Here is a 15006-nt window from a genome sequence, read left to right as displayed (position 1 = left end):
CATCACTGATTCAACCCCCGGACGAGACGGTCGATCGCCTCCGAAGCCCTCGCGTTGTTCTGCCGGTCCCGGTGCTCGAAGAACTTCTCCACGCGCCGCAGGTACTCGGACTCCCGTTCACACCCTCCCCGTAGGTAGCGGACCACTTCGCCCACCACTTCTCCGACCGTTTCGCCGACGGGACCGAAGCCGTCCCGGCGGGCGTCGAAGTAGCCCTTCTGGTAGTGGCCGTCCCAGTACTCCTCGGCGTCGAACTGCGCGTAGACCAGGGGAGTTCCGAGGTACGCGACGTCGAACGCGGTGGACGACCAGTCCGTGACGAAGAGATCGCAGCGCCGCATGGCCTCCTGCACGCTGATCTCGTTCTGGTCGATGATCCGGACCCGGTCGTGGCCCGGCACCATCTCCCCGACCATCGCGCGCATCTCGTAGTGCGGCAGGAAGTCGAGCGTGTAGTCGTATCTGTCCAGGGCCGCCAGGAGATCCGGGTCGTTCAGGAACCGCGTCATGAAGTCCCGATAGCCGGACGCGGCGAAGCGGTCGCGCATGGCCTGCCGTGCTTCGCTCCCGCCCCCGTCACGGCTGTACGAGGCCACGGTCAGGTAGGCGCGCCACGTCGGCATGAAGAGGATCCGGCGACCACCGCGGGCGGGGACCAGCGCGTCGAAGCGGGGGAAGCCGATGACCTCCACCTGCCCCTGGTAGCCGAGCTCCTCCGAGAGGAACCAGCCCTCGTGCCGGCTCACCGCGAGGATCAGGTCGACGCCGGTGCGGTTGCGGTGCAACCCCTTGCTGACGTCCTTGTCCGTCACACCGTGCTGGAGGAAGACCCGGCGGGCGCCCACCCGCCAGTTGAGGTGCTTGAGGTAGCGGGTCCGGTCCCAGCCGTCGGGCAGCATGTAGGTGTCGATGTCGTACGCGTTGATCAGCGCGGACGCGTGCAGCATCAGCAGCTTGTGCTTCCACGAGCTGTGCGCGATGACGTGTCCGAGGCCCGCCAGACGGTCGCGGTCGGGGCTGTCCGCCCGGATGACGTAGTAGGCCCCGCGCCGCTTGTCCACGGTGCGGACGTGCCGGAACAGGTGCCAGCCGTTGTCCTGGGCGGTGTCCCCCCGCTCCCCGAACAGCCAGACGTCCCGGCCGAGGAACAGCCGCTTCAGCGGCTTGGTGAGCAGCCGCAGCAGGCGCTGCTTCCAGAACGGCCGACGGCGCAGGACGTGCTTGGCGTCCTTGGCGAGCAGCCCGCCGAGGACCGCCCGCCGGCCGGGCCGCCGAGGGGTCCCGAGGACCATCAGGATCGCCCGGTTCTTCCCCTTCCAGTGGGGCACGACCCGGATGCCGCCGTGCCGGACGACGCGTGCCCCGCGCAGGTAGCCCGCGGCTACCAGGCACGGGGTGGCCGCCTGGCCGGTCTCGGTGTCCAGGACGAACTCGAGGGCGTGGACGCCCGGGCGCAGGGAGTCGAGGGGCAGGTCGACGTCGAAGCCGCCCCACTCGGTGTCGGGCCGGGTGTTGCGCAGGTCCCGTCGGCGCACCTGGGTGGCGGAGACGCTGAGCCGGCTCCCCCGCACGCGCAGACCGAGACGGGCGGGCAGCGGCCGGACCAGCGGCATGCCGCCGATCTCGAACCGTCCCGAGAGCCGCAGCGTCGCGGTCCCCGGCACCCTGCGGACGTGCTCCAGGTGTGCGGTGAAGGGGGTCGCCCCGGCCAGCGGTTCCAGCGGCTGCGGCAGCCCGTCGGTGAGGTACGGGCGCCCTTCTCGCACCACCACCGTGTCCAGCCGGGCGGCCCGGTCCGCGAAGAGTTCGAAGTCTCCCGTGAGGAAGGCGAGATAAGCCACCCGGTGACGGGCGTCGGCGGTGGCTTCGAGGACCACGTCGGGCGAGACGTTCCAGTAGACCGCGCGGCACCGCGTGAAGATGTCCGCCAGCTCCGCGCCCTGGAAGAGTTCGGGTGCCCGCAGGGCGAACCCCTGGTAGCTCCGCACCAGGAAGAGGTCGAGCACGGCGCGCGAGGGCGCGGGCAGCCCGGCTCCGAGCTGGTGCAGGTACTCCACCAGTCGCAGGTGGTCCCAGTAGTTCTGGCGTCTCGTCCAGATCGCGTCCATCGTCGAGTTGCCCGCGGCGCGCTTGCGGTACCGGTAGACGCACGCGTCCACCAGGGCGAGCCGGGTGGCGAGCACGAGCGCCGAGACGCCGACGTAGGCGTCCTCGAAGTGGACGCCCTCGGCGAAGCGGATGCCGTGGGACCGCAGGAAGGCAAGGTCGAACAGCTTGTTGCAGGCGCTCGCGCTGTGCACCAGCTCGGGCATCTCGGACACGCTGGTGAACGTCCGGTCGCCCTTGCCGAAGTGTTCCTTCCAGGCCCAGTTGGTCGGCTTGGGGAACGTCTCCATCGCGCCCACCACGACCTGCGCGCCCGTCGTCAGCGAGGCGTCCAGCATGCGTTCGAGCGCGGTGGGCGGCAGGACGTCGTCGGAGTCGAGGTAGGTGATCCGCGCGCCGCTCGCCCGGTCCGTCCCGAGGTTGCGCGCGGCTCCGGCGCCGCCGCCGTGACGGACGAGGACCGTCACGTTGGCGTGCCGACGGGCGAACTCGGCACAGAGCCGGTACGAGCCGTCCGTGCTCCCGTTGTCGACGAGCAGCACCTCACAGCGGTCGAACACCGTCTGCGCCTCGATGGAGTCCAGGCACTCCTGAAGGTACTGCTCCACGTTGTAGACCGGCACGACCAGGGTGACGTCATAAGGATTCATGCTCGGGGGGACTCACTCGCGAGGATCTGCTCCGGCTCCGCACGCCACTCGAGGAGATGCGCCTCGTCGTCGAGTTCATAGGGGCTGGGCACCGGGAAGTACGCATTGAGGAAACGTTCCAGCATGATCCGCTGCGCCTCCGGGTCGGTCGTCTCGACCGTGTCGTTGAGGCAGAAGGTGTCCATGTTCCGGTTGGCGAGGAGCGTGTTCAGGCGCCGCTCGGCAAGATCGGCCGAGAGGTCGATGTACCGGTACTGGATCTCACCCACCGTCGCGCGCGCTGAGTGGTACGCGAAGTAGTGGTGCAGCGACGAGGCGATCGGGACGTCCTCGGGGGAGCGGAAGCGGGAGTTCTGCGTGCCCGCGTGCTCGTCGGGGAAGGTCTCCTCGATCTCCTGGAGCACGCTCCTGCGCAGCGCGTGCGGCGTGTGCTTCATCTTCTGCGAGATGGCAGTGCCGAACTTCTGCGCGATGAGCCAGCGGCTGTTCTTCCCGGCCGCGTTGACCGGGAGGTCGGCGGACGACACACCGCCGCCGGGGATGAGCGCGGGCGACGTGAAGAACTTGGTGATGCCGTTCGGATGGAAGAAGTGCGCCGGTGTGACCGGACGGCCGAAGAAGACGTCGTCGTTCAGGTAGAGGAAGCACTCCGAGAGGCCCGGCACGTGGTGCAGCTGGCTCTCGATGGCGTGCGAGTTGAACGTGGGCAGCGCGGCAGGGTCGGAGAAGATCTCGCGGTGGTCCACCACCCGGAGGTTCGGGTGCTGCGTGTTGAGCCACGACGGAACCTGGCCTGCCGTCACGAGGTGGACGTTGCGCACCCACGGGGCGTTCTGGTGGAGCGAACGCAGCGAGTAGCGCAGCTCGTCACGGCTGGTGAACCGCGAGTCGTTCGCCGCCTGCTCGTGGAGCTCGTCCGGGCGGAACCACTTGCGCACGCGGTCGCGGGACTCCCGCCACACCGGGTCCGAGTCGTCGACCCACGTGTAGACGACGTCGATCGGGAACTGGTGGTCCTCGGGCAGCGGCACGGCGAACTCGGCGAGGGTCCGGGTCTCCCCGGTCTGGTATGCCGGGGGAATCGCGCTGAACAGGCCCTGCGGCACCGCCTTGCGCGGAGCCTCCACCGGAACGGCGTCGATGACCCGGTTGGGACGGGGGGCCTTCAGCTCCCCGTCGCGTTCGGTCCACACCTCGATGTCGCATCCGGTGGACGCTCCGAAGACGAGCTGCTGGGTCGGGTCGCACACGTACCAGGCGACCCGCAGCACCTTGTGCTTGCGCAGCTGCCGCCACGACCGTTCGTCGTCGCCGGGTTCCATCCGCGCCTCGTTGCCGCCGGCCGGGCCCACGTAGCCGGGCGCCTGAGAGAAGGCCAGCTGCAGCAGCTCCTCGACCTTCGGACGGGACTCGGCGGGGACGGCCACGGCGGGCAGTCCGCTGTTGGTGCCCCGCACGCAGAAGTAGTCGATGCCCGCGGTCTCCAGAACGGAGACCACGATGTTCAGGTTGCGGGCGCGGGCCGCCCAGTCCGTCGCGCCCTCGACCAGGAGGGCGCGCATGTGGCGGCGCCCCACGCGCACGACGCGCTGGCTGTAGGCGGCACTGTGCCGGGGGGCGTTGCGCTTGCCGCCCATCGCCCAGACGACCGCCGCGGAACGCACGGAGTCGGCGGCGGTGAGCGAGGACTTCACAACCTTGCGGACCGGGGTGGGCACCCCGCTGACGATCCGTCGCCTCGCGCCGGCCGGCACAGCAGAACGGTACGCGGAGACCAGCGCACCGGCTTCCGGGTTGTCCGAGCCACCCACGAGGCATCCACCATCCACACCTAGCAGCCCTGCCTACCAGGGGAGTCGCAGATCTCGCGATGTGCGCCCGTGGCCAGAGAAGCTCGCTTACCACAAATATGTGGCTATCGCCCATATTTCACTGAGAAACCCGGCACGCCGGGAATCCGTTAAACCTTCACATGAAGGTTTCTTAAAAGTACAGCTGGCGACAGACTCTGATCACCTTCGGATGCGTGAGAAGCATCACCAATCGCCAGTACAACCTTTTCCACCTCTTGATTCCCGGCAGAAATGGGTGTACTGGCGCCTCGCCAAACGGATCAGACGCAGGAGCCGACTCAGTTGGCCGGGAGACGGTCCCAGTCGGACAGCACGAGCCCGGCCTCCGGCCGCTGGCGGCTCACCAGCACGGTCCGGTCCGCGGTGACCGTCGCCATGACGACACACCCCCGCCCGTCCAGCGCCAGTGCGGGAGTGCCCGTGCACGCCACCCCGGTGTCGGTCCACCACAGCCCGGCGGCCTCCCCGCCGGTGCCGCAGAGCCCGAAGACGGCCGTCCCGGTCCGCCCCTGGTGGGCCAGGACCGTGCAGTCATAACCGTCGACGACCGCGCGAAGCGCGCAGTGCGGGCCCGCTCCCGGGGCTCCGCCCACGGGAAACGCCCATTCGCCGGGCCGCTGCGCGTAGACGCCCGTCCCGGTCTGCTCGGTCCAGTAGGCGGTGAAGACCCCGGGGGCGGCCTCCAGGAGCGCCGCCGATCCGGGGGCCGGAGCGGGCCCGAGGTCCTGCGCCCTGCGCAGGTCCGCCCCCTGCTCCGTCTGCACCCAGCGCATCACCGACCGGTGCCCCGGCGCCAGGAGCTCCACGCATCCGGTCGAGGTGGCCGAGGCCGCGAGACCGCCCGCCACCTCGCCGCCCCGCAGGTCCTTCCAGGCCTCCCACGCCCCGCTCTTTGACTCGCGGCGCAGCAGGATCCCACCGGGTCCACCGGAGACGAAGACGTGCACGGTTCCCTGCCCGTCGACCGCGCCGGTCGGCGCACCGAGCGTCTCGGCACCTCGCGCATCCCGGTAAGGGTTGCCCAGCGAACGCCACTCCCCCAGCGTCCGGCCCGACTGGTACTGGACCGCGTAGACCACGTCGGCCTTCGGCGCCCCCGCGCCCTGCCGCTTCTCCCTTCGACCGATGAAGTGCGCATAGCGATTGGTGCCCTGGACGACCGCGAGATCGGTCAGCCCGTCGAGGGGGAAGAAGTCCGGCCGGGTCCAGCGCCCACTGCCGACCGCGGTCTCCGTCCAGCGCTGCACACCGCCCTCGACCAGCGCGTACACCGCGAGACGGTCGTCGTTCCCGCGCAGCAGCCAGGAGCCGGAGGCCGCCGTCGCCGCGAGCGCCCTATGGGGCCGAACTGCCGCGTCGGCCTCGGGCCGGGACCGCCGGTCCACCGCCTGCGCACCTCTGCCGCGCATGTGTACCGTCCCTCCCACCGGGCCCGTTTTCACGGAAGACTCCAGAATCCGGCACATCATAAGCCTGTACGAACACGTGTCCCGTCGCGGCGAGGGTGCCGCACCAACCACAGGTCAACGCCGCCAGAACCGGTTCAGGAGCCCCTCGCCCAGGGGCCGCACGGGGCCTCCGGTCCGTGACCAACCGGGCACATCGCTCAAATGAGCTTTCGAGTACATGTCTATAGTTCTGCCATTCAAGCGTCAGCCGAGCAGCACCGACCCGGCCCCTCACGGGAGCGGCCTGCTGCCCTTGCCCTCTCTGGGCACGAGTTGCGAGGACCCGCCGTGAGCCACGACCTGAGCACCCCTGTGCCGCCTTCCCGCAGAGCTGATCCGGGGAAGCCGCGCAGCCGCAGGGCGACGAAGAAGAAGCGCCGCACCGGACGGATCGTGCTCCTGTCCCTGCTCGTTCTGGTGCTGGCGCTCGGCGGCACCGGCTACTGGCTCTACAGCAACCTCAACGGCAACATCAAGGGCGTCGACCTCGACAAGGCGATCGGCACCGACCGCCCCGAGAAGCTGCCGACCTCCGGTCAGAACGTCCTGGTGCTCGGCTCCGACTCGCGGTCCGGCGCCAACGCCGGCCTGGGCACGGGCAAGGTGGCGGGCGCCCGCTCCGACACGGCCCTCGTGATGCACATACCCGAGGGACGCACGCGGGCCACGGCGATCAGCATCCCGCGCGACACCCTGGTCACCCGGCCCGAGTGCACCAAGAAGGACGGTGGCACGCTGCCGTCGGCCAAGCGCGTCATGTTCAACTCCGTCTACTCCGTCGCCGGTCCGGCCTGTGTGGTCAAGACCGTCGAGGCCATGTCGGGTGTGCGCATGGACCACTTCATGGAGATCGACTTCTCCGGGTTCAAGGACTTGGTGGACGCGATCGGCGGCGTGGACGTGACCGTCGACAAGCCGATCCACGACAAGTCCAGCGGCCTCGATCTGACCGCCGGCACCCACAAGCTCGACGGCACCCAGTCCCTCGCCTTCGTCCGCACCCGGCACGGCATCGGTGACGGCAGCGACCTCGGCCGGATCGGCCTGCAGCAGCAGTTCATGATCGCTCTGCTCGGCGAGATCAAGAAGCAGGACCTGCTGGGCAGCCCCACCAAGACCTACAAGATCGCGGACAGCCTCACCACGTCGCTCACCACGGACTCCGGGCTCGCCTCGCTGACCTCGCTCGGCAAGTTCGCGCGCAGCATGAACGGCGTGGACCCGGCGACCATGGAGACGATCATGCTCCCGGTGGCCTACGACAAGATCGACCCGAACCGGGTCGTGGCGGCAGAACCCCAGGCGAGCACCCTGTGGAAGGCGATCCGCTCCGACTCCACGATCCCCGAGTCCGCGAAGAAGTCACCCGCGACCGGCGGCTGACCCTCCGCCGCCGAGGGGCCGGGCCCGCTCTGCCGGCCCCTCGGGCGCGTACACCACGGCGCCGTCGACGCGCGCCACTTCCCGGTAGCCGCCGAGCAGCCGGCGCAGCGAGGCCACCCGGCCGGGCCCGTACGCGGCGCCCCGGGAGTCGTCGACGACGAGCGCGGGCGGACCGGCCGCCAGCTCGGCGCGGAACACGGGCCACGTGCCCGCCACCGCGTACCGCTCCCCCACCTGCGGCCCCTCCCGCCCCCCGCTGTAGTTCGTCAACAGCCCCGCCGTGAGGAACCGGCTCGCCGGTGCGCGGTCCGCCAGCCAGTACGTCTCCGGGTGCATGCCCCAGATCAGGACGCGGTCGGACGGGGCCGAGTGGTCGCGGACCGCCGTCGCGACGCGCTGGGCGTGGGTGAGCTCGGGGCGGGGGGCGAGCAGGCCCCAGGCCAGGAAGAGGGCGCAGGCGCAGGCCGAGGCGAGGAGGGCGTCCACCAGGCGTTCGCGCGGCAGGATCTGCAGCGACGCCGTGGCCAACAGGGCCAGGGGCGGGACGAGTTGGAGGTAGTAGTGGCCGAAGAAGTGGAAGCCGGCCAGGACCGCGACCGCTGACGCGCCCAGCCACAGCCACAGTTCGGCCGATCCGGTGCGGGCCAGCCGCAGCACCCGGACGATCGGCGGCAGGATGCCCGCACAGGCCACCGCGAGGATCGCCGCGTTCGTCAACCCCCGCACCAGGACGTGGAGTTCGGAGCCGGTGAAGGAGGCGTAGGCGCCGGAGCCCGTCACCGTCCAGAACAGGAAGCCCGCCGGGTCCGTGGCGAGCGCCGCCGCGAGGACCGGCAGCGTCACCCCCACCGCGCACCGCAGCACGTCCGTTCGCGGTGCTCCGCCGCGCCACAGCAGCCAGACGACGGGGAGCAGCACCGCTGCCCCGGTCTGCTTGGCGAGGAACGCCCCGGCGACCGCGATCCCGCACCACCCCCAGCGGCGGCGGTCCGCGCACCACAGCGCCGCCGCGGTCCACGGCAGCATGAACACCTCGAACGTGGCGGCCTGCGCGTCCTCCGGGTTGAGCCCGACGGAGGCGAGGAGGTACAGGACCCCGGCGGTGCGGCCGGCCGCGTCGGTCCAGCGGCGGCGGGCGATCGAGGCGAGCAGGACGGCGGTACCGAGCTGGGCGGCGATCGCGGCGAGCCGCAGCGGGGTGAGCGAGCCGGAGCCGAAGACCGCGAACGCGGCCTCGTACAGCCAGGGCACGAGCGGCGGTTTGCGGTCGACGACGGTCTCGTAGAGCGTGCCGCCGTGCGCCAACATCCTTGCCTGGACCGCGAGATAGCCCTCGTCGGGGTTCCACAGCGGGTGGGCGAAGGACGGGACGCGCGTCACGCAGGCGAGGACGGCGAGGAGCGGGACGAGGCGGCGCCAGTAGTGCGGGGCGGACGGTCTGCGGGCCGAGGTGCTGCGGCGGTTCCCGGATACGTACGGTAGTGACGGCGGTGCCTCGGTGAGCATGGGCGTCAAACTATCCGGCCCCGCAGTTCCCGTCGAAGCGGGACATACGGGGCCGGGTGAAAGCCGGGTGAAAGCGGTGACGATTACCGGGAGTTGCCCCGTGCGGACGCCGCCGCGCGGCTGTGGCCGCGCCCGTACACGAAGTAGATGACGACGCCGACGACCATCCAGATCGCGAACCGCAGCCAGGTCTCCACCGACAGGTTGAGCATCAGCCAGACCGAGCAGGCCACCGAGGCGACGGGCAGGACCGGCACCCACGGCGCCCTGAAGCCGCGCGGCAGCTCGGGGCGGGTGCGGCGCAGGATCATGACGCCGAGCGCGACGACGACGAACGCGAAGAGCGTGCCGATGTTGACCAGCTTGGAGAGCTCCTCCAGGGAGATGAAGCCGGCGACCAGCGCGGTGACGAAGCCCAGGATGATCGTGGAGCGGTACGGCGTGCGGAACCGCGGGTGCACGGCGCTGAACACCGGCGGCAGCAGTCCGTCGCGGCTCATCGCGAAGAAGACCCGGCTCTGGCCCAGCAGCAGGATCATGCAGACGACGGTCAGGCCGACGACCGCGCCGAACGAGATGACGCCCGCCCAGAAGGGGTGGCCGACGGACTTGAAGGCCTCGGCGAGGGGGGCGCTCGGGTCGAGGTCCTTGTAGTTCTCCATGCCGGTGACGACGACCGCGACGGCGCAGTACAGCACGGTGCAGATGGCGAGGGAGCCGAGGATGCCGCGCGGGACGTCCTTCTGCGGGTTGCGGGTCTCCTCGGCGGCGGTGGCGACGACGTCGAAGCCGATGTACGCGAAGAAGACGACGGCCGCGGCGGTGAAGATGCCCATCACGCCGAAGTTGGACGGGGTGAAGCCCGCGATGGCTTCGAGGAGCGTCCTGCTCAGGCCGGAGCCGCCCTCGGTCGGCTTGCTCGGCGGGATGAACGGGGTGTAGTTGGAGCCGTTGATGAAGAAGGCGCCGACCGCGATCACGATGAGGACGACGGTGACCTTGATGGCGACCACCACGGAGGTGACCCAGGCCGACAGCTTCATGCCGATGACGACGACCGTCATCACGGCGAGCACCAGCAGGAACGCGGCGATGTTGAAGCTGAAGCCGCTCTGTCCCGAGCCGGGGCCCTGCAGCGCCGCGGGCAGCGGGACGCCCCAGCTGTCGAGCAGCGACTGGACGTAGCCCGCCCAGCCGACGGCGACCGTGGCGCACCCGAGGGCGAGTTCGAGGATCAGGTCCCAGCCGATGATCCAGGCGGGGAACTCGCCCAGCGAGGCGAAGGCGAAGGTGTACGCGGATCCGGCGACCGGCACCGTCGAGGCGAACTCGGCGTAGCACAGGGCGGCGAGCGCGCACACGACGGCGGCGACGGCGAAGGAGAGGGTGACGGCCGGGCCCGCGTACTCGGTGGCGGCCGTTCCGGTGATGACGAAGATGCCGGAGCCGATGACGACGCCGACGCCGAAGACCGTCAGGTCGAGGGCCGAGAGGGACTTCTTGAGCCGGTGCTCCGGCTCCTCGGTGTCCTGGATGGACTGCTCGATGGACTTGGTCCGGAACAGGCCGTTGCGGGTCCGTCCCTGGCCCGTGTCTGGCTGGGTGGTCACCGGTATACCTCCGTTGGCTGCGTCGTCCTCGACATGATCGAGACGAGTAGCCTCCGGCGTGCCGGTCAGTCCTGCAGGTTCACGCGAATGGGGCCGGTCGGACCCACCCGTTGGGTGAGTCCGACCCCCACTCAGTCGCGGGCCGGCTCCATCTCCTGGGCCGCCGAGCGCTCGACGCGGCCGTCCAGCTTCGCCACCAGGCCGGTGACCTGGCGGGCGATGTCGGGGGACGTCAGACCGATCTCCGCCATGACCTCCTTGCGGGAGGCGTGGTCGAGGAAGCGCGGCGGGATGCCGAAGTCGCGCAGCGGGACGTCGACGCCCGCGTCGCGCAGGGCCTGGGCGATCGCCGAGCCGACGCCGCCCACCCGGGAGTTGTCCTCGACCGTGACGACGACCCGGTGGCGCTCGGCGAGCGGGGCCATCGCCTCGTCGACCGGCTTGACCCAGCGGGGGTCGACGACGGTCGTGGTGATGCCCTGCTTGTCCAGCAGGTCGGCGATCTCCAGGCACATCGGCGCGAGGGCGCCGACCGAGACGAGGAGGACGTCCGGGGTGTCCGTGCCCGGCTCGCGCAGCACGTCCATGCCGCCGACCGTGCCGACCGCCTCGACGGCGGGGCCGACGGCGCCCTTGGAGTAGCGGACGACGGTCGGGGCGTCGTCGACCTGCACGGCCTCGCGCAGCTGGGCGCGGACCTGGTCGGCGTCGCGCGGGGCGGCGATCCGGATGCCGGGGACGACCTGGAGGATCGACATGTCCCACATGCCGTTGTGCGAGGCGCCGTCGGTGCCGGTGACGCCGGCCCGGTCCAGGACGAAGGTGACGCCGCACTTGTGCAGGGCCACGTCCATCAGGAGCTGGTCGAAGGCGCGGTTGAGGAACGTCGCGTAGACGGCGAAGACCGGGTGCAGGCCGCCGGCGGCCAGGCCCGCGGCCGACGTGGCGCCGTGCTGCTCGGCGATGCCGACGTCGTAGACGCGCTCGGGGAAGGCGTCGGCGAACTTCTTCAGGCCGACCGGCTGCAGCATGGCCGCCGTGATGGCGACGATGTCCTCGCGCTCCTTGCCCAGCTGCACCATCTCGTCGCCGAAGACGGAGGTCCAGTCGGCGCCGGACGCCTTGATCGGCAGGCCGGTGTCGGGGTGGATGGGGCCGATGCCGTGGAAGCGGTCGGCCTCGTCCTGGAGGGCCGGGGTGTAGCCGCGGCCCTTCTCGGTGAGGCAGTGCACGATGACCGGGCCGCCGAACCGCTTGGCGCGGGTCAGCGCGGACTCCAGGGCCTCGATGTCGTGGCCGTCGATCGGGCCGACGTACTTCAGGCCGAGGTCCTCGAACATGCCCTGCGGCGCGATGAAGTCCTTGAGGCCCTTCTTGGCGCCGTGCAGCGTCTCGTAGAGGGGCTTGCCGACGACCGGGGTGCGCTCCAGGAGGTCCTTGCCGCGGGCCAGGAAGCGCTCGTAGCCGTCGGTGGTGCGCAGGGTCGCCAGGTGGTTGGCGAGGCCGCCGATGGTGGGCGCGTACGAGCGCTCGTTGTCGTTGACCACGATGACCAGGGGGCGGTCCTTGGCGGCGGCGATGTTGTTCAGCGCCTCCCAGGCCATGCCGCCGGTGAGGGCGCCGTCACCGATGACCGCGACGACGTGGTCGTCCCGGTCCTGGATCTCGTTCGCCTTCGCCAGGCCGTCGGCCCAGCCGAGGACGGTGGAGGCGTGCGAGTTCTCGATCACGTCGTGGTCGGACTCGGCCTGCGAGGGGTAGCCGGACAGGCCGCCCTTCATCTTCAGCCGGGAGAAGTCCTGGCGGCCGGTGAGCAGCTTGTGCACGTAGGACTGGTGGCCGGTGTCCCACAGGACCTTGTCCTTGGGCGACTCGAAGACGCGGTGCAGGGCGATCGTCAGCTCGACGACGCCCAGGTTGGGGCCGAGGTGGCCGCCGGTCTTGGAAACGGCGTCGACAAGGAAGGTCCGGATCTCTCCTGCCAGCTGGTCCAGCTGCTCCAGGCTGAGCCGGTCCAGATCGCGCGGTCCCGTGATGCGGGTCAGCAGCGGCACCCGTGCCTCCTTGCAGTAGAGCTGTGAGTAGCTGGTTGAGCTGTTCGAGCTTGCCGGGCTCGTCGAGTCTAATGTTCCGCCGCCGCGGGCGGCGGGCGGGCCGGGCGTTCGGAGCATGACTGTGCCCGGCGTCACCGTTGACGCCGGGCACAGTCAGTCCAGGTGGCCCCGGTCAGGACCGGTCAGGACGGCTGGGCGCGGTCAGGCGCGGCCGGCCGACTTCTGGGTCTTGCGGGTGATCGAGTCGATGACGACCGTGGCGAGCAGCACACCGCCGGTGATCATGTACTGGATCGGGGTGGCGATGCCCTGGAGGGCGAGGCCGTACTGGATCGACGTGATGACCAGCACACCGAGCAGCGCGTTCCAGGTGCGGCCCCGGCCGCCGAAGAGGCTGGTGCCGCCGATGACGGCCGCCGCGATGACGTTCATCAGGAGGTCGCCGGCGCCGGCGCTCTGGTTGGCCGCCGCGATCTTGGAGGCCCAGAAGAGGCCGCCGACCGCCGCGAACAGACCCGCGACGGCGAAGACCGAGACGCGGACCGCGGTGACGTTGATACCGGCACGGCGGGACGCCTCGACGCTGCCGCCGAGCGCGAAGATCTTGCGGCCGTACGAGGTGCGGCGCAGCACGAAGTCGCTGCCGACCAGGACGATCGCGAAGAGCAGCACCGCGAGCGGCAGGCCCTTGTACTGGTTGAAGATGACCGCGACGCCGAAGACGGCGACGGCCAGCAGCACCGTGCGCATCACGATGTCGCTCAGCGGGCGGGACGGGATGCCCGCGGCCTCGCGGCGGCGGTTGCCGAGGAAGGCCGGGACGAAGTAGCCGAGGATCGCGACGACGGCCAGGGCGTACGCGGCGGCGACGTCGGAGAAGTAGTAGCTGGTCAGCTTGCCGACCACGCCGTCGCTGTCGATGTTGATCGTGCCGTTGGAGCCCAGGATCTGGAGCATGAAGCCGTTCCAGAACAGCAGGCCCGCCAGGGTCACGGCGAACGCGGGCGCGCCGATCCGGGCGAAGAAGAAGCCGTGCAGGGCGCCGATGACCGCGCCGGCGGCGAGCGAGGCCAGGACGGCGACCCACTCGTTGACGCCGTGCGTGACGCTCAGTACCGCGGTGATCGCGGAGGAGACACCGGAGACGGAGCCGACCGACAGGTCGATCTCGCCGAGCAGCAGCACGAAGATGATGCCGACCGACATCATGCCCGTGGCCACCATGGCGACGAAGATGTTGTTCAGGTTCTCCGCGCCCAGGAACGCCGAGTTGAGGCTCTGGAAGATCGCGCAGATGACGATCAGGCCGATGACGACGGGGATGGCCCCGAGGTCGCCGCCCTTGATCTTGCGCTTGAACTCGCTCACGTACCCCGCGAAGCCCTGCTCGCGGACGAGGAGGCGGGGGTCGACGGCGGTCACGGACGCGCCCGCCGCGGCGGGGGCGGCGTCGACGGCGGTCTGCGGCTTGTCGGTCTTTTCGATGCTCACTTCTGAGCCTCCGCGTTGGTGCGCGCCGCACGACGGGTCACGGCGTTGTCCGTGGCACCGGTGATGGCGGAGATGATCTCTTCCTGGGAGGTCGTCTTGACCTCGAACACGCCGTTGTTGCGGCCGAGGCGCAGCACGGCGACCTTGTCGGCGACGGCCTTCACATCGGCCATGTTGTGGCTGATGAGGATGACCGCGTGCCCGCGCTCGCGCAGTCGCTCGACGAGGTCGAGGACCTGCGCGGTCTGCTCGACGCCGAGGGCCGCGGTGGGCTCGTCGAGGATGACCAGCTTGGGCTCGCCGAGCATGGAGCGGGCGATGGCCACGACCTGGCGCTGACCGCCGGAGAGCGAGGCGATCGGGATGCGCACGCTGGGGATGCGGATCGACAGGGTCTCGAGCAGCTCGCGCGAGCGGCGCTCCATCTCGACCTCGTCGAGGACGCCGCGCCGCTTGATCTCGCGGCCCAGGAACAGGTTGCCGACGACATCGATGTTGTCGCACAGCGCGAGGTCCTGGTAGACGGTCGCGATGCCCAGGTTCTGGGCGTCGTGCGGCTTGTTGACCGCGACGGCCTTGCCGTCCCACTCGATGACACCGTCATCGATGGGGTGGACGCCGGCGATCGTCTTGACGAGCGTGGACTTTCCGGCGCCGTTGTCGCCGACCAGGGCGACCACCTCACCAGCGTGGACTTCAAGCTCTACGTCGGTGAGCGCCTGCACGGCACCGAATCGCTTGGAGACCCCGCGCAACGCCAGCACGGGCGTAGCGGACACGTGAACCATCTCCTTCGCCGCCAAAGGCCTGACCCGGCGGGAGGTTGAACAGAGAGAAGACTGAGGGGGGTGTTCCGTCCGGCGCCCCGCCGTTGAGCTTGCGGGGCTGTCGGCGGCGGGGCGCCG

9 protein-coding genes are annotated in these 15006 nt (G+C 70.3%); 1 reads left to right on the top strand and 8 read right to left on the bottom strand.

Translation table 11 applies throughout. The features are described 5' to 3' along the window. Positions 1-2: 2 nt before the first annotated feature. The 3 genes from RBJ77_RS14415 to RBJ77_RS14405 form a co-directional block, all read right to left on the bottom strand. Positions 3-2756 (bottom strand): glycosyltransferase, encoded by a 2754-nt coding sequence (locus RBJ77_RS14415; RefSeq protein ID WP_372345376.1) that lies wholly within the window; start codon positions 2754-2756, stop codon positions 3-5. Continuing rightward, positions 2753-4510, bottom strand: a complete 1758-nt coding sequence (locus RBJ77_RS14410; RefSeq protein WP_372345375.1) for a stealth family protein — start codon at positions 4508-4510, stop codon at positions 2753-2755. Before RBJ77_RS14410 ends, RBJ77_RS14415 begins: the two co-directional genes overlap by 4 nt. Before the next feature lie 377 nt (positions 4511-4887). Next, positions 4888-6018, bottom strand: a complete 1131-nt coding sequence (locus RBJ77_RS14405; protein ID WP_372345374.1) for a hypothetical protein — start codon at positions 6016-6018, stop codon at positions 4888-4890. 327 nt (positions 6019-6345) lie between these two features. Here RBJ77_RS14405 and RBJ77_RS14400 point away from each other — a divergent pair, with 327 nt between their 5' ends. Then, positions 6346-7440 carry an LCP family protein gene (locus RBJ77_RS14400; protein WP_372345373.1) on the top strand — a complete coding sequence of 365 codons (1095 nt, stop codon included), beginning with the start codon at positions 6346-6348 and terminating at the stop codon, positions 7438-7440. Here the strand turns inward: RBJ77_RS14400 and RBJ77_RS14395 are convergent. The 5 genes from RBJ77_RS14395 to RBJ77_RS14375 all read right to left on the bottom strand — a co-directional run bounded on the left by RBJ77_RS14395 (position 7420) and on the right by RBJ77_RS14375 (position 14889). Next, positions 7420-8946: an ArnT family glycosyltransferase gene (locus RBJ77_RS14395; protein WP_372345372.1), complete on the bottom strand. Its 1527-nt coding sequence runs from the start codon at positions 8944-8946 to the stop codon at positions 7420-7422. The genes RBJ77_RS14400 and RBJ77_RS14395 overlap by 21 nt on opposite strands. A gap of 83 nt (positions 8947-9029) precedes the next feature. Continuing rightward, positions 9030-10556: an amino acid permease gene (locus RBJ77_RS14390; RefSeq protein ID WP_372345371.1), complete on the bottom strand. Its 1527-nt coding sequence runs from the start codon at positions 10554-10556 to the stop codon at positions 9030-9032. 131 nt (positions 10557-10687) lie between these two features. Then, positions 10688-12610 (bottom strand): 1-deoxy-D-xylulose-5-phosphate synthase, encoded by a 1923-nt coding sequence (gene dxs / locus RBJ77_RS14385; RefSeq protein ID WP_372345370.1) that lies wholly within the window; start codon positions 12608-12610, stop codon positions 10688-10690. Positions 12611-12811: 201 nt separating this feature from the next. Further along, positions 12812-14101: a sugar ABC transporter permease gene (locus RBJ77_RS14380; protein ID WP_372345369.1), complete on the bottom strand. Its 1290-nt coding sequence runs from the start codon at positions 14099-14101 to the stop codon at positions 12812-12814. Further along, positions 14098-14889: an ATP-binding cassette domain-containing protein gene (locus tag RBJ77_RS14375; protein WP_372345368.1), complete on the bottom strand. Its 792-nt coding sequence runs from the start codon at positions 14887-14889 to the stop codon at positions 14098-14100. The genes RBJ77_RS14380 and RBJ77_RS14375 overlap by 4 nt, the downstream gene beginning before the upstream one ends. Between the last annotated feature and the right edge of the window lie 117 nt (positions 14890-15006).

This window comes from Streptomyces sp. KL116D (assembly GCF_030766975.1).
GTDB classification, from domain to species: Bacteria; Actinomycetota; Actinomycetes; order Streptomycetales; family Streptomycetaceae; genus Streptomyces; species Streptomyces longispororuber_A.
Note: the sequence above shows the minus strand (reverse complement) of the source record. Positions and strands in the feature narration are given on the sequence as shown.